Origin of the sequence: Glutamicibacter sp. TV12E (assembly GCF_052441935.1) — a bacterium.
Taxonomy (GTDB): Bacteria; Actinomycetota; Actinomycetes; order Actinomycetales; family Micrococcaceae; genus Glutamicibacter.
Genome location: NZ_JBQVVF010000001.1, coordinates 2,723,972 through 2,742,104 on the forward strand (window position 1 = coordinate 2,723,972; position 18,133 = coordinate 2,742,104).

16 protein-coding genes are annotated in these 18,133 nt (G+C 58.3%); all 16 read left to right on the forward strand.

Features of this window, described 5'->3' with window-relative positions:
* Positions 1-72 precede the first annotated feature (72 nt).
* Positions 73-1,887 carry a peptidoglycan D,D-transpeptidase FtsI family protein gene (locus ACT7DV_RS12820; protein ID WP_444663066.1) on the forward strand — a complete coding sequence of 605 codons (1,815 nt, stop codon included), beginning with the start codon at positions 73-75 and terminating at the stop codon, positions 1,885-1,887.
* Positions 1,881-3,473, forward strand: a complete 1,593-nt coding sequence (locus ACT7DV_RS12825; RefSeq protein WP_444663068.1) for a UDP-N-acetylmuramoyl-L-alanyl-D-glutamate--2,6-diaminopimelate ligase — start codon at positions 1,881-1,883, stop codon at positions 3,471-3,473. The genes ACT7DV_RS12820 and ACT7DV_RS12825 overlap by 7 nt, the downstream gene beginning before the upstream one ends.
* A gap of 50 nt (positions 3,474-3,523) precedes the next feature.
* Positions 3,524-4,981: a UDP-N-acetylmuramoyl-tripeptide--D-alanyl-D-alanine ligase gene (locus ACT7DV_RS12830; RefSeq protein ID WP_444663070.1), complete on the forward strand. Its 1,458-nt coding sequence runs from the start codon at positions 3,524-3,526 to the stop codon at positions 4,979-4,981.
* A complete protein-coding gene (mraY, locus tag ACT7DV_RS12835) occupies positions 4,978-6,081 on the forward strand; it encodes a phospho-N-acetylmuramoyl-pentapeptide-transferase (protein WP_444663072.1) in 1,104 nt (367 codons plus the stop codon). The genes ACT7DV_RS12830 and mraY overlap by 4 nt, the downstream gene beginning before the upstream one ends.
* Positions 6,063-7,607: a UDP-N-acetylmuramoyl-L-alanine--D-glutamate ligase gene (gene murD / locus ACT7DV_RS12840; protein WP_444663073.1), complete on the forward strand. Its 1,545-nt coding sequence runs from the start codon at positions 6,063-6,065 to the stop codon at positions 7,605-7,607. The genes mraY and murD overlap by 19 nt, the downstream gene beginning before the upstream one ends.
* A 49-nt stretch (positions 7,608-7,656) precedes the next feature.
* Positions 7,657-8,895 carry a putative lipid II flippase FtsW gene (ftsW, locus tag ACT7DV_RS12845; RefSeq protein WP_444663075.1) on the forward strand — a complete coding sequence of 413 codons (1,239 nt, stop codon included), beginning with the start codon at positions 7,657-7,659 and terminating at the stop codon, positions 8,893-8,895.
* 97 nt (positions 8,896-8,992) lie between these two features.
* Positions 8,993-10,114: an undecaprenyldiphospho-muramoylpentapeptide beta-N-acetylglucosaminyltransferase gene (gene murG / locus ACT7DV_RS12850; RefSeq protein ID WP_444663077.1), complete on the forward strand. Its 1,122-nt coding sequence runs from the start codon at positions 8,993-8,995 to the stop codon at positions 10,112-10,114.
* A gap of 4 nt (positions 10,115-10,118) precedes the next feature.
* The gene (gene murC / locus ACT7DV_RS12855; RefSeq protein ID WP_444663078.1) at positions 10,119-11,516 is read left to right on the forward strand and encodes a UDP-N-acetylmuramate--L-alanine ligase; all 1,398 of its coding nucleotides are present in this window, start codon (positions 10,119-10,121) and stop codon (positions 11,514-11,516) included.
* 61 nt (positions 11,517-11,577) lie between these two features.
* Positions 11,578-12,312, forward strand: a complete 735-nt coding sequence (locus ACT7DV_RS12860) for a cell division protein FtsQ/DivIB (RefSeq protein WP_444663080.1) — start codon at positions 11,578-11,580, stop codon at positions 12,310-12,312.
* 218 nt (positions 12,313-12,530) lie between these two features.
* Positions 12,531-13,727: a cell division protein FtsZ gene (gene ftsZ, locus ACT7DV_RS12865; protein WP_171918577.1), complete on the forward strand. Its 1,197-nt coding sequence runs from the start codon at positions 12,531-12,533 to the stop codon at positions 13,725-13,727.
* A gap of 21 nt (positions 13,728-13,748) precedes the next feature.
* Positions 13,749-14,471: a polyphenol oxidase family protein gene (locus ACT7DV_RS12870; protein WP_444663082.1), complete on the forward strand. Its 723-nt coding sequence runs from the start codon at positions 13,749-13,751 to the stop codon at positions 14,469-14,471.
* A 125-nt stretch (positions 14,472-14,596) separates the two neighbouring features.
* Positions 14,597-15,148 carry a cell division protein SepF gene (locus ACT7DV_RS12875; RefSeq protein WP_060701975.1) on the forward strand — a complete coding sequence of 184 codons (552 nt, stop codon included), beginning with the start codon at positions 14,597-14,599 and terminating at the stop codon, positions 15,146-15,148.
* A gap of 23 nt (positions 15,149-15,171) precedes the next feature.
* Positions 15,172-15,468, forward strand: coding sequence for a YggT family protein (locus ACT7DV_RS12880; protein ID WP_060701974.1), 297 nt, complete (start codon positions 15,172-15,174; stop codon positions 15,466-15,468).
* Positions 15,469-15,697: 229 nt separating this feature from the next.
* A complete protein-coding gene (locus tag ACT7DV_RS12885; protein WP_146275406.1) occupies positions 15,698-16,459 on the forward strand; it encodes a DivIVA domain-containing protein in 762 nt (253 codons plus the stop codon).
* A gap of 109 nt (positions 16,460-16,568) precedes the next feature.
* Positions 16,569-17,138 (forward strand): signal peptidase II, encoded by a 570-nt coding sequence (lspA, locus tag ACT7DV_RS12890; RefSeq protein WP_444663085.1) that lies wholly within the window; start codon positions 16,569-16,571, stop codon positions 17,136-17,138.
* Entirely contained in the window at positions 17,135-18,079 is a 945-nt protein-coding gene (locus ACT7DV_RS12895) for an RluA family pseudouridine synthase (protein WP_444663087.1), read from the forward strand. The genes lspA and ACT7DV_RS12895 overlap by 4 nt, the downstream gene beginning before the upstream one ends.
* Positions 18,080-18,133: the final 54 nt, after the last annotated feature.

Here is an 18,133-nt window from a genome sequence, read left to right on the forward strand (position 1 = left end):
GAGATCTTTCTAAGCTGGAACAGAGCTAGCTGATACTGCTGGAAACCACGCTGAGGGAAAGTTAGGTTCATTGTGAGTTCGACGGCAATCGATACTGCGAAAAAGCGGATGCGCTTCGTACTGATCCTCTCGGTGACCCTGCTGGTGATCATTCTCGCCCGGCTCGTCTGGGTCCAGGGAATCAACGCCGCCACCGTTGCCAACGCGGCCCAGCAGAACCGCGAACGCGAAGAGGTCATTGCGCCCATGCGCGGTTCCATCGAAGACCGCAATGGAACCACCCTCGCCGTTTCCGTCGACCGCTATGACCTCGTCATCGATCAGCGCGAACAGAATGAGGATATTCGCCGCGCCAAACGCGACGGCTCCAACGGGCACGAACGCATCAGCTGGGACCAGGCCATCCAGGAATTGGCCAAGGCGCTCGATCAGGATCCTGAGGAACTGGCAAATAAGGTTCGCCCGCAAGGGGACGCCAAGCCCAAGGGGTACGTGGTGCTCGCCAAGAGCGTCACCCCGGAAGTTCGCAACGAAGTCCGTGAAATCGGAATCCCTCGCCTCTCATCGTTGTTGCGCAGCGAACGCCAGTACCCGCAGGGCGTTATCGCCGGCCCGCTGCTCGGCTTTGTGCGCAACTCGGAGGACCAGACATCCGTGGTCGGTGCCGAGGGGCTCGAACTGAGCCAGGAAGACCACCTCGCTGGCACCGCGGGCAGCCGCAAATACGAAATCAGCGCCGACGGTGTGCGCATTCCGGTCACCGAGGTTGAAGAAACTCCAGCGGTCAATGGACAAGACGTCATCCTGACCATCGACTCGGACATCAACTACGTGGCCCAGCGCGCAGCTGAAAAGAAGCAGGCGCAGTTCAACGCCGAGTGGGTGTCCGTGATCGCCATGGAGGTCAAGACGGGCAAGATCCTGGCCATTGGCGATTCTGCAGAACTGGATCCCAACGACCCCGGTGCCACCGCTCCGGAGTTCCGGCGCTCAACGTCGATCACTCGTGCCTTCGAACCAGGCTCGACAGGCAAGGCACCGATCTTCGCTGCTGCCCTCGACCAAGGGGTAGTCAAGCCCACCGACGAATTCACCGTCCCGAACAAGAAGACCTTTACCAAGGAAACAATCAACGACTCCTTGGAACACGCCACCTATGACATGACCGCGGCGGGCATCTTCGCCCGCTCGTACAACACCGGTACCGTGATGGTCGGCAACAAGATGAGCAAGCAGACTCGCTATGACTACATGAAGGCCTTCGGCCTTGGCACTCCAATCCAGGTTGGACTGAACGGTGCCAGCGCTGGCCAGCTTGCGGCTCCAGAAAATTGGGATCGCCGCCAGCAGTACACCACCATGTTCGGCCAGGGCTACTCGCAGACCGTGCTGCACACGGCATCGATCTTCCAGACCCTGGCTAATGGCGGCGTCCGCTTGTCGCCGAGCCTGATCGAAGGCTACCGGAACGATGACGGCTCGGTCACGAAGATTCCAGACCCCGAAGAGAAGCGCGTCGTCAAGGAATCCACCTCCAAGGAAATGCTGAAGATCATGGAATCCGTGGTCGACTTCGGAACCGGCTACAAGGAAGCGATCCCCGGCTACCGCGTCGGAGGCAAGACCGGTACAGGCCAGGCCGCCAGCGCCAAGGGCTACGACGGCTATACTTATTCATTTGCAGGTGTGGCCCCGCTGGAAGATCCGCAGTTCGTTGTTGTTGCGACCATGTACCGCCCAAAGGGCAATTGGAAGGACTTCTCCGTAGCGGACACGTTTACCGACGTGATGAGCCATACGCTTAACACATTCAATGTGCCACCGAGCACCACTAAGTCAGAGGCGTACGACGTCTTTGTAGGCAAGGAACAAAAGAAATCTTGGTAGTCCAGAATCCCGGTACTCCGCGTGAGTCGGAACGGTACCTTCGTCCAGAGAATATGGCCGGTGTGGGCTTTGACCAGGTGTGCGGCGCTGCCGGCGCCGTGCGGACCGGAGCGCAATTCAACGCTGCTCCGCAGATTCTCGGTGTCAGCCTGAACCCGCAGATCGTCCAGCCAGGCGATGTCTTCCTTGGCATCTCGGGGGCCAAGCGCCACGGGGCCGAATTCGTTGACACTGCCATTTCCAACGGTGCTCGCGCCATCATCACCGATACCGCTGGCTTGGACTTCCTGCCGGAAGAACTATCGATTCCTGTGGCTGTTGTCGCCGACGTGCGCAAAGCCGCCGCCCAGGTTGCCCAGGCGGTCTACGGCACCGATCAGCGCAGCCCAAAGCTATTTGCGGTGACCGGAACCAACGGCAAGACCACCACGACGTTCATGATTCGCGCGATCCTCGAGGCGCTCGGTGAAGTAACCGGCCTGATTGGAACCATCGAGATGTCTGCACGCGGACAGATCATTCCGAGCGTGCTGACCACCCCGGAGTCCACGCAGCTCCATGGCGTCTTGGCTCGCATGGCACAACAAGACGTGAGTTCTGTGGCGATGGAGGTTTCCAGCCACTCGTTGAGCTATGGACGCGTTGATGCATTGAATTTTGCCGTCGCCGGCTATACCAACCTGACCCAGGATCATCTGGACCTGCACGGGACGATGGAAGACTACTTCCAGACCAAGGCCCAGCTGTTCACCCCAGAACACAGCGCCTCGGCAGTCGTCATGGTTGATGACCCCTATGGCGCTCGCCTCGCAGAGCATGCGCAGATCCCCACCCAGTCGCTGAGCCTGGACGAGAACAATGAATTAGCCGACTGGCGTGTCACCGACCTGGCGCACTCCGGGCTCGGACATAGCTTCACGCTGCTGAACCGTGACGGACGGTTGCTGCGCACGCGCACCGCACTGCCCGGCATGTTCAACGTCGCCAACGCCGCTTTGGCCGCCGTCATGGTGCTGGCCAGCGGGGCAGAGCTTGGTGCACTGCAGAAGGCCCTTGACGCCAAGGACCCGCTGTCGGTAGCCGTACCGGGACGCATGCAGGTGGTTGCCGAATCCCCAGTGGCCGTAGTCGACTTCGCGCATAATTCCGATGCACTGGCCAAGGCCCTGGATTCCATCCGTCCGGGCGCCAACGGGCGCAGGATTGTGGTCTTCGGTGCCACCGGTGAGCGCGACAAGACCAAGCGCCCGGATATGGGAGCGGTGGCCGCGCGCCACGCAGACATCGTAATTGTCACCGATGACGACCCGCATGGCGAAGCGCCGGAGCCGATCCGCGAGCAACTAGCTGCCGGTGCGCAAGGCGCCATTGACGCCGAACGGGCAGAAACCCAGCTTTTCAACATCGCGCCACGCGCTAAAGCCGTGGAATTCGCTGTGAGTTTAGCGCAGGCCAATGACGCGATCCTGGTCGCTGGTCGCGGACACGAAGTCAGCCAAGACGTCGCGGGAATCGATGTAGAACTCGATGACCGAGTTGAACTGGCAAATGCCCTGAAACTTCATGGATTTGTGACCAATTCCTAGTCGGCACAAGACCACGATCACCACCGCTCAAGTGTAAAGTCCTTAATGCCATGATTGAACTGTCTTTAACCGACCTTTTGAAGATCACCGGGGGAGAAGCGACTGCTTCAGCCGCTTCCGACACGGTGGTTACTTCTGTGACCACGGATTCACGCGAAGTCACCGCTGGTTGCTTATTTGTAGCCAAGCCGGGGGAATTTTCCGACGGGCACGCTTTCATTGATAAAGCTCTGGCCTCCGGCGCCGTATTGGCATTGGCCGAGCGCCAGACCTACGACGATGCCCGTGCGGTGCACCCCTCGATCATCGTCGATGACGCTGTTGAAGCCATGGGCAAGATTGCCGCTCACATCGTCGAATACCTTAAATCCAAAAACGATGCCAAGGTCATCGGCATAACTGGTTCAGCCGGCAAGACCACGACCAAGGACCTGCTGGCCGGAATTCTGTCCCGGGTAGCGCCGACCGTTTCACCTATCGGCTCCTACAACGGCGAAGTTGGCGTGCCGCTGACCGTCTTTAGCGCGACCGAAGATACCAAGTTTTTTGTCATCGAAATGGGCGCTACCGGGGTAGGCCACCTGACGTACCTGACCGATATGGTGCACCCGCACGTTGGCGTGGTGCTCTGTGTTGGCACCGCGCACGCCGGAGAATTTGGCGGGGTCGAGAATATCGAGAAGGCCAAGGGCGAACTCGTAGAAGCCCTGGACGCCGACGGCATTGCCATTTTGAATGCAGAGGATCCCCGCGTTGCCCGCATGGAATCGCGAGCCCGCGCGCAGGTTCGATTCTTCGGAACCAGCGAGCAAAAGCCCGAACGCGCAGGAGTCTGGGCCGCCGACTTGGTCGTCAATGGCTCCGGCCAGCCGCAGCTGACCTTGCAGTTCCCCGACGGCTACAGCCAGCGGATTACTTCTGGTTTGCTGGGCCGCCACCACGTGGGCAATATCCTGGCTGCCGCCAATGCCGCCTATGCACTGGATATCAGCCCGCAGATCATCGCCGAAAGCCTGGAGGGCCAAAGAGCCAACAGCCGTTGGCGCATGGAACGCAGCGAGCGTGCCGACGGCGTGAGCATCATCAACGATGCCTACAACGCCAATCCGGAATCCATGCGTGCGGCCCTGGTGACACTGGCCGAGCTGGGCCTGGGCGAGGACGGTGCACCTGGCCGCCGCACCTGGGCTGTCCTGGGCGAAATGCTGGAGCTTGGCGACAAGAGCATCCACGAACATGATTTGCTCGGACGCATGGCAGTCCGAATGAACATCAAGAAACTTGTTGTGGTTGGCCGGGGAGCCAAGCCAGCATATAACTCTGCCGTGCTTGAAGGCAGCTGGGGTGACGAAGCCTTCTACGTGGAGAGCGTGGACGAGGCTCGTGACCTGCTGCAAAAGGAACTCCAGCCAGGCGATATCGCCTTGTTCAAGTCCTCAAATGGGGCCGGTCTGCGCTTCCTCGGCGACGACATTGCAGCGTTCGTGAAGGAAGGCGAAGACGCGTGATCGCATTGATCCTGGGCGCAGGTATTGCCCTTGTACTAACCATGGTGGCCATGCCGCTGTACATCCAGCTTCTGACCAAAAAGCAGTATGGCCAGGTGGTTCGCGATGATGGGCCGAACTCCCACGCGGTCAAGTCCGGTACCCCCACCATGGGCGGTGTCGTCTTTGTCCTGGCCGTCTTCGTTGCCTACTTCGCCACCCATGGCATCCTGGCCCTCATGGGACGCTCCTCCTCCGGAATTACGGCCTCTGGACTTCTTGTCCTCCTGCTCTTCGGCGGCATGGGCCTGGTCGGCTTCCTCGATGACTTCATCAAGATCTTCAAGAAGCGCTCGCTGGGCCTTCGCGCCTGGCAGAAGATCGTGCTGCAGGCCGTCATCGGCATCAGCTTCGCCGTGCTGGCCCTTCAGTTCCCGAACGAGCAGGGCCTGACCCCAGGCTCTACCGCGATTTCCTTCCTGCGCGATAGCAATATCGATTTGGCCTTCGCCGGCCCGATGCTGGGATTGATCCTGTTTGTCATCTGGGCGAACTTCATCGTTACCGGCACCACCAACGCTGTCAACCTCACCGACGGACTCGATGGCCTGGCCACCGGTGCCTCGATCATGGTCTTCGGTGCCTACACCCTGATGGGCATCTGGCAGCAGAACCAGGCCTGCTCCAATATGAACTCGCTGGATGTTTGCTACTCGGTGCGCGACCCCCAGGACCTCGCCCTGCTGGGCGCCACCCTTTCGGGAGCGCTCATCGCCTTCCTCTGGTTCAATGCCAAGCCGGCAAAGATCTTCATGGGCGATACCGGTTCGCTGGCCATCGGTGGCGCTGTTGCCGCCTTCGCGATCCTCTCGCGCACCCAGCTGCTGCTGGTGGTGATCGCTGGCCTGTTCGTGATCATCTCGCTGTCGGTGATCATCCAGGTGGGCTACTTCAAGCTCTCCGGTGGCAAGCGCGTGTTCAAGATGGCGCCGCTGCAGCACCACTTCGAGCTCTCAGGCTGGTCCGAAGAAAATGTCGTTATCCGCTTCTGGATCCTGGCTGGCCTCTTTGTCGCCGCCGGACTGGGACTCTTCTACTCTGAATGGGTTGTCGCACTGTGAGCGCAGATGCCAAGAAATTGCTGGATTCGCTAACCAGCTGGGATGCCGACTGGAAAGGGCTGCGGGTTGTCGTTGCGGGCCTCGGGCTCTCCGGATTCTCCGCGGCCGACACGCTGATTGAGCTGGGCGCGATCGTCACCGTCATTGACGGCAAAGACGACGAGCTGAACCAGCAGCGGGCAGAAACACTGAAGATCGTCGGCGCACACGATGTGCTGCTTGGCGCCCAGAATGTCCAGAGCCTGCCCCTGGTGGATGGCCAGCGGGCACAGCTGGTGATGGTGTCGCCAGGCTGGAACCCGCGCCACCCGGTTATCGCAGAGGCCGATGAAGCAGGGATCGAGATCTGGAGCGATATCGAGTTGGCATGGCGCGTGCAGAACCGTGCCGGGCACTCGGCTCCGAAGTGGCTGGCGATCACCGGCACCAATGGCAAAACCACCACCGTGGGCATGACCGAGTCGATTCTGCAGGCTGCAGGCCTCAAGGCCATCGCCGTGGGAAACGTTGGCACCCCGATCTTGGATGCGGTCCGCGAACCGGTGGACTACGATGTCTTCGCGGTGGAGCTCTCCAGCTTCCAGCTGCACTACACCCACAGCATTTCCCCGCTGGCCTCCGTGGTGCTGAACATCGCCGAGGACCATGTGGATTGGCATGGCGGATTCGAGAATTACAAGGCTGCCAAGGCCAAGATCTACGAGCGCACCCAGGTCGCTGCGATCTTCAACGCCGAAGAAGAAACCACCATCCGCATGGTTGAAAATGCCGACGTGATCGATGGCTGCCGAGCCATTGGCTTCACCACCGATTCGCCAGCGGTGTCCATGATCGGCGTTGTCGAAAACCTCCTGGTGGATCGCGCCTATATCGAGGACCGCAGGACTAATGCGGTTGAACTGATTCCGCTGGACCAGATCGGCGAGATCGTCCCGCGGCACACTGCCGCCAACGCCGCTGCCGCAGCCGCCCTGACCCGCGCCTATGGTGTGGAACCCGAGGCAATCGCCCAGGGCCTGAGCGGATTCGATGCCGGGGATCACCGCATCCAGGCAGTTGCCCGCAAGAACGACATTCTGTGGATCAATGATTCCAAGGCCACCAACCCCCACGCAGCCGATGCCTCGCTGGCAGCATTTACGCGCGTCGTATGGATCGCTGGCGGCCTGTCCAAGGGCGTGGAATACGACGAGCTGATCGCCAAGCACGCCCACCGGCTGGCGAAGGTGCTGCTGATCGGCACCGATACCGCAGGCCTGGTTGAGGCCCTGGCTGCCAAGGCGCCCCAGGTGGAAGTCATCAACATCACCGCCCAGGCGCTAGCCGCTGATGGGATCGCGCCATCCGGTACGCAGGTGATGACCCGGGCTGTCCACAAGGCAGCCGAGGTGGCCCAGCCAGGTGACACCGTCCTGATGGCGCCGGCAGCAGCTTCCATGGATCAATTCAGCTCCTATGCCCAGCGTGGCAACGCATTTATCAGCGCCGTCAGTGATCTGATGGATAGAGCTGGCGAAGGCAACTAGGCAACCGTTTACCGAACAGATGACACCGAGGCAGGAGGCACCGATGGCGATGAAGCAGCAACGACCGTCCACGGGCGCCAAACAGAAAACGCCCTGGTTCGCCAAGCTGATCGGCGGCGTCGAAAACGCCAGCGGTCGCATGGCTTCGATGGACTACTGGCTAGTCGTCGTGGTCTCCATCGTGCTCGCGATCTTCGGCGTGCTGATGGTGCAGTCCTCCGCATCGGTTGAGGCAATTGCCAAAGGCAAGGACGGATTCACTGTCGCCTTGTCGCAAGCGATGTTTGCCGGCATCGGAATAATCTGCATGCTCGGGATGCAGTTCATAAAACCCGAGAATCTGAAGAAGCTCGCGTGGTTGTCGGTAATCGCGGCCTTCCTCCTGCTGTTCCTCGTCGCCTTTACGCCCCTTGGGCATACTGTCCTCGGCAACCGAAACTGGATCAAGATCGGCCCCGTCGGCCTGCAGCCCAGTGAGTTCGCCAAGCTTGCCCTGGCAGTTTTTGCAGCGTTCATGCTTGAACGGAAACAGCACATGCTCCATGACATCAAGCACCTGGTGGTTCCGGTGGTGGCACCGGCAGGTATTGCCATCGTTGGCCTCGTGGTTGTCGGCAAGGACGTTGGTACCGCGCTGGTGCTGCTGATGATCATTGCGTCGGCGATGTTCCTCGGTGGCATCAAGATGAAGTGGCTCGCGGGGTTCGGCTTTATCGGCATGGTGGGCCTGGCGGTTGCAGTGATGGGATCTTCCAACCGCCGACAGCGCGTTTTGGCATGGCTTGATACCGACTGCGGTCCAAGCGATCAGCTGTGCTACCAGGCGAGCATGGGCCTTCACGCCTTCGCCTCCGGCGGATGGTTCGGTGTTGGCGCCGGCCAGTCGCGCATGAAGTGGTCCTACGTGCCCGAAGCGCAAAATGACTTCATCTTCTCCATCTTGGGCGAAGAGTTCGGCCTGATCGGCGTCCTGTTCGTGCTGGTGATGTTCATCCTGCTGGCGCTGGCCATGTACCGCATCGCTTTACGTGCCAGCGACCTCTACACCAAGGTCCTGATGGGCTGCTTGATGTCGTGGGTTATCGGGCAGACTTTCGTGAACCTTGGCACCGTGACCGGCGTCCTGCCGGTAATCGGCGTGCCGCTGCCGTTCATCTCTTCTGGTGGTTCGGCCATGTTGGCAATCATGCTGGCCATGGGGTTTGTACTGTCTTCGGCCAGGGCCCAAAAACTTGCCTTTGATTCCTCGGAAGAGAAGAAAACCGCTAAGCCGAATAACGCAAAGTAGCCTGTGATTTTCACATGCTAAGTGAAGTTGTAGCCCTTCGAATCGATGACGTCGGGCGCTGATCCCGCATGATCGGGACGAAGGAGCATAAGACCAGATGACTGAAGCGATGCGTCTTGTTGTTGCCGGCGGCGGAACCGCCGGTCATATCTCGCCCATGCTGGCAATTGCTGACGCCGTCAAGGATGAGCAAGCCGATGCTCAGATCACCGCACTTGGTTCACCTGGCGGCCTGGAAACAAAATTGGTTCCGGACGCCGGCTACCCGCTTGAATTGATTCCCAAGGCGCCGATGCCGCGCAGCCTCAACCTTGATTTGCTGAAGTTCCCGTTCCGATTTATCGCTGCCTTGAATCAAGCCAAGCGTGTCTTGAAGCAGACGGGCGCTGAGGCAGTTCTGGGCGTTGGCGGATATGTGTGCACCCCCGCCTACCTGGCAGCCAAGCAACTCAGGATTCCGATTTTTGTCCACGAAGCCAATTCTGTGGCAGGCATGGCCAACAAGCTGGGCGCAAAGTCCGCTGCCTTTGTCGGGACGACTTTCGCCAATACCGGCTTGCCCGGTGAAGTGAAGGTGGGCATGCCAATGCGTTCGAACGTGGCCCAGATGAACCGCGAATCTCTTCGAGATGAGGCTCGCGAGTATTTCGGTGTTACCGGTGAGAAGATCGTTCTGCTGGTGACTGGCGGATCCTCCGGCGCTCAAAGCATCAATACCTCCATCGCCGCCTCGCTGGCGGAACTGAATGAGGCCGGCGTGCACACGGTGCACATCACCGGTCGAGGGAAACAGATTCTCGATGCGGACGGCCAGGTCTTGGCCCACGAGGGATACACCCAGATCGAGTACGTGGACCGCATGGACTACGCATACGCCGTCGCGGATCTGATGGTGTGCCGCTCGGGGGCCGGAACGGTGTGCGAGCTCGCCGTTGCCGGAACCGCTGCCGTTCTGGTTCCGCTGCCCATTGGCAATGGGGAACAGAAGCTCAATGCCCGCGAACTTGTAGCAGCCGGTGGAGCAGTTCTGGTCTCGGACGATGATTTCACCAAGTCCTACATCACCGAAAATGTCATTAAGTTGCTTGGCGATCAGCATAAACTTGAACAGATGTCTCAGGCAGCCAGCTCGCTAGGGCAACGCGACGCCGCACAAATCATGGCGCGTCGAATTATTGAAGAAGTTTCAACCCGTCGTCGTGCGGGGCAGGAAGGGTAGGACCATGGCATTGCGCGCCAACGAACTGCACGCTGAACTTGGCAAGGTACACCTCATGGGCGTTGGCGGTGTAGGCGTTTCAGCGGTTGCTCGATTGCTGCTGGATTATGGCCTGGAAGTTTCTGGAACAGATGCCAAGGACCTGCCGGTGCTGGAGGATTTGCGCCAGCGCGGAGCCCGAATAGAGGTCGGATACGATCCTGCCAATTTGGGCGATGCGCAAACCGTGGTGATTTCTTCGATCATCAAACCGGGCAACCCGGAATATGACGAGGCAGTTCGCCGAGGCCTGAAGATCCTGCACCGCTCTGAAGGCCTGGAAGCCACCATGCGCGGCCACGATAAGATCGTGACTATCGCGGGCACCCACGGAAAGACCACCACAACTTCGCTCACCGCCCACATGCTCAAGGCTGTTGGCGCTCGTCCCAGCTTCGCCGTAGGAGCCAACATAGCGAGCCTGGGTACCAACGCCGAGCTGGGGGAGGGTGGCTACTTTGTGGCCGAAGCCGATGAATCCGATGCCTCGTTCCTGAACTACCGTCCTGACGTCATCATCGTGACCAATGTGGAAGCGGACCACCTGGACCACTACGGCACCGAAGAGGCAGTTCATCAGGCCTTTGTCGATTTTGCCCGGTTGCTTCCGGAAGATGGGCTGCTGATTTGCTGCGCCGATGATCCGGGTGCCAATAACCTGGCTCGCAAGATGCGCCATGAACGCAGTGACCTTCGAGTTCAGACCTATGGATTCAGCGACCATGCGGACCGCCGACTCTCACAGGCACAAGCAGCCGACAACGGCCGGTTCACCGCCCGCGTCGAGTGGGGCAGCGGCCAGAGCTATACCTTGGACCTGGCTGTCCCCGGCCAGCACAACTTGCTCAATGCCACTGCGGCACTGTCGGTTGGCATGGATGCCGGTCTCGACGTCGAGGAAGCACTGGCAGCTCTGGCGAGCTTCTCGGGCGCCGCCCGTCGATTCGAGCTCAAAGGCAGCGTCGGCGATGTGAGGGTTTACGACGACTACGCGCACCACCCGACCGAGGTGCTCGCTGCGCTCTCCGCAGGACGTACGATGGCGGGGGAAGGGCACCTCCATGTGGTATTCCAGCCCCACCTGTTCAGCCGCACAAAGGAGTTCTACCGCGAGTTCGCGAAAGCTCTTTCGCTTGCCGACTCAGTGGCAGTTCTTGAAATCTACCCTGCGCGTGAAGAACCAATTCCGGGCGTTACCAGTGAATTAATTGCCTCGCGTGTTGAGGTTCCAGCTCACGTGCTGAATCCTGCCGCGGCGGTCGCGCACGTGGTGGAGCAAGCCGAGCCAGGAGATGTAGTGATGACCATCGGTGCCGGAGATGTTACGGCGCTGGGTTCGCAGATCATTGAGTCGCTGAGCTAGCGTCAACTTGAAATTGTCATAGGCCACTGACGTTGGTCGTTTCAACCAAACAAGGTGTTCCATGGGTGAAGAAGCAAAAGTCGTAGAACTTCCAGAAAGTCCAGAGAAGAGACGGCGCAAGCTCTTGATTATTATCGCTGCCTGCATCGTGGTCTTGAGTCTGGCAGCGGTGTTGATCTTGAGTTTTTCACCTGTTCTTGCGGCAAAGAAAATTGAGGTCACTGGAACGAAATTGGTCAATGCCGGCAAGCTGGCCGAATCGCTGGAGCCGCTCAAAGGCACCCCGTTGCCGAGAATTTCTGAATCCAAGGTTCAAGAGCTGATGGGCAACCAGCCGGCCATTGACCAAATCGTGGTGAAGGCGCAAATGCCAGACACCCTGGTAGTCGAAGTCATCGAAGCAGTCCCCGTGGCCATCCTGGTGGAAGGCGACAAACAGTATTTGGTGGCGGATACCGGCAAGAAGTTGCGAACCTTGGGCAAGAACGACAAGACGAAGCTGCCCAGAGTCAAAGCCAGCGATGAAACCAAGGACCCGGAGAAGTTCAAGCTGCTGACCGGGATCTTGAGCACGGTTGACGGGTCGGTGCTGAAACAGGTTTCCACTGCGTCGCTGTCCAAAGCAGGGTTCGCCGAATTGTTGTTGCCTAAGAAACGGACCTTGATTTGGGGGGACGCTTCTAAACCGGCACTGAAAAACGAGGTCGCGAAAATCTTTGTCAAGGGCTTGAGCGACAAGTACGCCTCAAAGACGACTATCGACGTGACCAATCCAGAGAATCCGGTGGTTTATTAAGTCGCGTTCCTCTGGGCGCGGGAAGACCAATAAGCCGACAAGTTCTGGAAAGATAGTTTTGAATAAGCGACACGCCTAAGCGGTCGTTGCAGAAAGACCATACGGCTCATAGCGTTTCTAATAGCGATAGCTTGACAGATCCTAAACCTTAAGGCTAAAGGTGAAGGTTTTTGGCTGGAGTCGTAAACATGTAGCACATCTAACAAGGGAAGCGGGACGTGGCAGCTCCACAGAATTACCTCGCGGTCATTAAAGTCGTCGGAATCGGCGGTGGCGGTGTAAACGCAGTCAATCGAATGATCGAAGTCGGTCTTAAGGGCGTTGAGTTCATCGCCATTAACACCGATGCCCAGGCTCTGCTTATGAGTGATGCCGACGTCAAGCTCGACGTGGGGCGCGAACTTACTCGTGGCCTGGGCGCTGGCGCCAACCCTGATGTGGGACGCCAGGCAGCTGAAGATCATGTAGAAGAAATCGAAGACGTCCTGCGCGGCGCCGATATGGTCTTCGTGACCGCAGGCGAAGGCGGCGGTACTGGTACCGGTGGCGCACCCGTCGTGGCACGCATTGCCCGTTCGCTCGGCGCACTGACCATCGGTGTCGTCACCCGTCCATTCACCTTCGAGGGTCGCCGCCGTGCGAACTCCGCCGAGTCGGGCATTGAAGCCCTGCGCGACGAAGTAGATACCCTCATCGTGATCCCGAACGATCGACTGCTGTCGATCTCGGATCGCAACGTATCGGTGCTCGATGCATTCCGCCAAGCAGACCAGGTGCTGCTTTCTGGTGTGCAGGGCATTACCGACCTGATCACCACCTCGGGCCTGATCAACCTCGACTTCGCCGACGTGAAGTCCGTGATGCAGGGCGCAGGCTCGGCACTCATGGGCATCGGTTCGGCACGGGGTGAAGACCGCGCAGTCAAGGCAGCCGAACTGGCTATTGCCTCGCCACTGCTCGAAGCTTCCATCGATGGCGCCCACGGCGTCCTGCTGTCCATCCAGGGCGGCTCGGACCTCGGCCTGTTCGAAATCAACGAAGCTGCACGCCTGGTGCAGGAAGTTGCCCACCCGGAAGCCAACATCATCTTCGGTGCCGTCATTGACGACGCCCTGGGCGATGAAGCACGCGTTACCGTGATTGCTGCCGGCTTCGACGAGCCAGATGTCACCAGCAAGCCAATGGCACCGGTCGCAGCAAAGCCAGCTGTATCATCGCGTCCAGTTGAGCCGGTACCTGCTTCGGTTCCAGAAGCGCAGTCGCACCCAGCGCCAGAAGCTGCAAAGCCAGCACCTGTAGCTGAGGAAAAGCCTGCAGCTGAAAGCGCGGGCTCGTTCCAGGAACTTCCTGATGTTGTCGATTCGGACCTCAACGGTTCCAATGACGACCTGGATGTCCCTGACTTCCTGAAGTAAATAACAGCGAGAAGCTGAGCAGTGCTACATTTCACGTCGGACCTTGACCCGAGTATTCAACTGGCGTTCACATCGCAGGATGAGGGAAACCTCGCCCTGCATGTGAACGATGATCCTCGCTGTGTGGCAGAGAATCGAAGCCGGCTGGAGGACTTGATCGGGGTCCGGCGTTTCTCGCTTAATTTCATGAACCAGGTGCATTCAGCAGATGTCCTGACGGTGCAACCTGCGGCGCGCACTTCATGGTCAGAGCCTCCCGCTCCAACCTGCGACGGACTTGTTGATCCGACCGGGACCCAAGCCCTGGCGGTCATGGTTGCAGATTGCCTCCCGGTTCTTTTTGTCGGACGAAGCAAAAACGGCCAAGAAACGTTGACTGCCGCGACGCATGCAGGACGCCGTGGATTGCTGGACAGCATCCTTACCCGCACCGTGGAGCAGCTGAGCATGCTGGGCGCCACAGAGATCGAAGCAGTTATCGGTCCATCGATTTGCGGGTCTTGTTATGAAGTTTCCCCAGAGATGGCAGAAGAATCTGAACGCATCAGAACCGGGATTCGCTCAGAGACTCGTTGGGGCACGGCAGGATTGGACCTTCCAGCCTCAGCCGGTCAAGAACTAGCCCAGCTTGGAGTCGCAGTGCGACAAAGTGGCGTGTGCACTCTGGAAGACGAAAACTACTTTTCCTATCGCCGTTCAAGCGACGCCGGACGGCTCGCTGGTCTGATCTGGCCCGCAGCCTAGGCGTGCGCGACACACCGCGCAAAATTGAGCGAATGAACGTTATCTGCCGAAATTTGTGCGGTAGCGTCGAAGTAGCGGAAGCATGCACTGGGGTTGCGTGCAAGGGATAAACAAGGAGAAACATCGTGGCTGACGGACTGCGTAAAGCAATGGTATATCTCGGCTTGGCGGATGCCGTCGAGCAAGAAGAAACCCAAACAGCACAAGCCGAGCCTAGGAGCCAGGTACGTGTTGTTGAAGATGCAGCCCCCAAGCGCACTGCTGAAGCCCCACGCCCGCAGGCTGTCGCACGGCCGGCTGCACCGCAAACACAAGCTAGAGAACCAGAGTCGGAATACCGCGCTCCGGTCACCCCAATCAAGCGTGCCCCTTCAGTACGGGATGAGGATTCCGAATTGCGTCAGATTACAACCGTTCACCCGCGTTCTTACAACGATGCCAAGATCATCGGTGAGAACTTCCGTGACGGAATCCCAGTGATTATGAATGTCACTGATATGGGAGAGACCGATGCCAAGCGCCTCGTAGATTTCTCCGCAGGGCTGGTTTTCGCCCTGCACGGCTCCATCGAGCGGGTTACCAACAAGGTGTTCCTGCTCTCTCCAGCGACCGTTGAGGTGCTTGGAGAAGACCGTAAGCAGTCTGAAGCCCAGGCTACTTTCTTCAATCAGAGCTAAGTTACCAGGAGCACAAGCGCAAAATGGTGTTCGGGATCATCTATCTCGCTTTAGCAATCCTGCAAATTCTGCTCTTGATGCGAATTGTGTTGGATATAACTGAAAGCTTTGCTCGCCACTGGCGTCCCACGGGTATCGCTTTGATCGCAGCAACGGCGATTGTGTCGATAACCGACCCTCCTCTGCGGTGGTTGCGCAGAAGAATTAAACCCCTAGATCTCGGCGGAATCCGTCTTGACCTGTCGTTTCTGCTGCTGTTTATCGTTGTAATGCTTCTCAAAGCTGTGGTAAGTAGTTTAGGCAGTACTACAGGGATCTGATTAGGCGATTTTCGTCTAAACCGGGGATTGTTCTAAGAGTTCAAACCCTGTAGATTCAAAGAATATGAGACACGAGCGTAAGCTCGATTTCGTATTTAGTGTCCAAATCGTTATATCCTTTAGGAAATGGTGCTCCGACTTCACCGGTCGCGACACTGACAACAACGGTAAGTGTTTCGCAAGGCATGACATGGTCGTGCGGAAATGATCCCAGTATTGAGGTGACCCAATGGCTTTGACGCCAGAAGACGTAGTCAATAAGCGGTTTCAGCCGACCAAGTTCCGTGAAGGCTACGACCAAGACGAGGTAGATGACTTCCTCGACGAAATCGTAGTGGAGCTGCGTCGCCTAACCGGTGAGAACGAGGCTCTTCGTAGTCGGCTTGCCGAACTTGGTGAGGATGCCGGTTCGGTATCGAAGGAGCAGGCAGTGCCTGCACCTGTTTCGGCTGCTCCTGCTGCAAAGCCAGCTGAGGAGAAGAAGGCTGAGGCTAAGCCAGCTGAGCCAGCCAAGGCTGCAACTCCAGCTCCGAAGCCGGCCGAAGAGAAGAAGGCCGAAGCCAAGCCTGCTGCCGCAGAGAAGCCAGCCGCAGCTCCTGCTGCAGCTGCTCCAGCAGCTCAGGCTGCCCCAGCCGCAGCTGCCGCTCCTGCAGCAGCACCACGTACCGAATCCGCCGAGTCTGCAGCCAACGTGCTGTCGATGGCTCAGCGTTTGCACGACGAGTACGTTGCTGCCGGTGTAGAACAGCGCGACAAGATCATTTCGGAAGCAAAGACCGAGGCGAACTCGCTGGTTACCTCTGCTGAAGAAAAGAGCCGCAAGACCTTGTCCGCCCTTGAGCAGCAGAAGTCTGTTCTTGAGCGCAAGCTTGAGCAGTTGCGCGGATTCGAGCGCGACTATCGTGCTCGCCTGAAGACCTACATCGAAGGTCAGCTGCGCGACCTCGAGTCTCAGGGCTCGATTGATGCAGACGCAAGCAAGTCGAACTAGTCGCTGACAGGTAAGAACCTGATCTAGCTTTCTAGTAAGATCAACGGTGGTGCACGGATTTTATCCGGGTACCACCGTTGACGTTTAAGAGGAACTAATAGGTATCACTGTGGACGCAGTTCAAACTGGGGGTAAGTCCCCGTCACCGAAGAAATTCTTGGGCACGGGCCTCGTAATTGCGCTGATCGCTTTGGTCATCGACCAGGTCGTGAAGATTTTGGTGGAGCGGAACATGCGGCTCGGCGAGTCGATTGAAGTCATCCCCGGGATCTTCAATATTCATTACATCTTGAATCCAGGCGCCGCATTCTCCATCGGTGAAGACTTTACGATCATCTTCGCGCTGCTCCAAGCAGCAGTGGCCATTTTCGTGATCTACCTGCTGTCACGCAGAGTATTGGTTCTCAGTTGGGCAGTCGTATTGGGCTGCTTGCTCGGCGGTGTTCTCGGAAATCTGGGAGACCGAATTTTCCGCCAGCCGGCCTTCGGATTCGGCCACGTCGTGGACATGTTCTCCGTAACCCATTTTGCGATCTTCAATGTTGCGGACTCATTCATCGTTTGTTCGATGATCGTTGTCGCTTACATGCTGATTCGCGGACGCAACCTCGACGGAACCATCGGGGATGCCCCGGCAAAGCAGAAATCAGACCAGGGCGAAACGGAATCCAAAGAATGATTTCTGACGAAACCGTTATCCAGGATCTCCTTGTCGAACCAGCAGATGCTGGAGCCCGGCTCGACGCCTACCTCGCGCGACATCTGGACATTCCTCGTACTTTGGCCTCAAGCCTGTGCAAGGACTCACACGTTCAAGTAAATGGGCGCATCATTGCAAAATCATTGAAGCTCAAGGCTGGCGATCGTGTGAACGTGACGATTCCTCCGCAACGAGACCCATTGGAAATTAAGGTTGAGAAAGTGGAAGAGCTGAAGATCATCGCGGATGACGATGACTATGTAGTCATTGACAAGCCGGTTGGAGTTGCCGCTCACCCTTCTCCAGGCTGGGTAGGACCCACGGTTGTCGGCGCCTTGATGGCAGAGGGATATAACATCTCTACTTCCGGTGCCGCGGAACGCCAGGGCATTGTTCATCGCCTGGATGTCGGTACCAGCGGCCTGATGGTCGTAGCCAAGTCCGAACGCGCCTACACCGCGTTGAAACGGGCTTTCAAAGAGCGCACCCCCAAGAAGATTTATCACGCAGTGGTTCAAGGATTGCCTGATCCATTGGAGGGCACCATCGATGCTCCTATTGGGCGTCACCCAGGGCACGATTGGAAGTTCGCAGTCCTGGAAGGTGGACGCCAATCGGTCACGCACTACAAGGTCATCGAAGCCTTCGGCCGTGCATCACTGGTGGAAGTGCATCTGGAAACCGGGCGTACCCATCAGATTCGAGTCCACTTCTCAGCCTTTGGCCATCCTTGTGCAGGCGACCAGACCTATGGCGCTGATCCAAAACTTGGCGCAGCACTCGGGCTCACCCGCCAGTGGCTGCATGCCAAAAGGCTCGGTTTCAGCCACCCGGTCTCGGGCCAGTGGGTGGAATATGAAAGTGATTACCCGGCCGACCTTGAAGGTGCCGTCGAACTTCTGCGTAGCGGCGACTACTAGGTCAAAGGGCAGAGGAATCCATGCTGTCGCAATAACCACATCTACCGCTCGGGC

Bases quoted from the DNA above. Each gene is read 5' to 3' on its own strand.
- murD (WP_444663073.1), top strand. From the start codon at position 6,063: ATGGGTTGTCGCACTGTGAGCGCAGATGCCAAGAAATTGCTGGATTCG.
- murG (WP_444663077.1), top strand. From the start codon at position 8,993: ATGACTGAAGCGATGCGTCTTGTTGTTGCCGGCGGCGGAACCGCCGGT.
- ACT7DV_RS12885 (WP_146275406.1), top strand. From the start codon at position 15,698: ATGGCTTTGACGCCAGAAGACGTAGTCAATAAGCGGTTTCAGCCGACC.
- murC (WP_444663078.1), top strand. From the start codon at position 10,119: ATGGCATTGCGCGCCAACGAACTGCACGCTGAACTTGGCAAGGTACAC.
- ftsW (WP_444663075.1), top strand. From the start codon at position 7,657: ATGAAGCAGCAACGACCGTCCACGGGCGCCAAACAGAAAACGCCCTGG.
- ACT7DV_RS12880 (WP_060701974.1), top strand. From the start codon at position 15,172: ATGGTGTTCGGGATCATCTATCTCGCTTTAGCAATCCTGCAAATTCTG.
- ACT7DV_RS12895 (WP_444663087.1), top strand. From the start codon at position 17,135: ATGATTTCTGACGAAACCGTTATCCAGGATCTCCTTGTCGAACCAGCA.
- ACT7DV_RS12830 (WP_444663070.1), top strand. From the start codon at position 3,524: ATGATTGAACTGTCTTTAACCGACCTTTTGAAGATCACCGGGGGAGAA.
- ACT7DV_RS12860 (WP_444663080.1), top strand. From the start codon at position 11,578: ATGGGTGAAGAAGCAAAAGTCGTAGAACTTCCAGAAAGTCCAGAGAAG.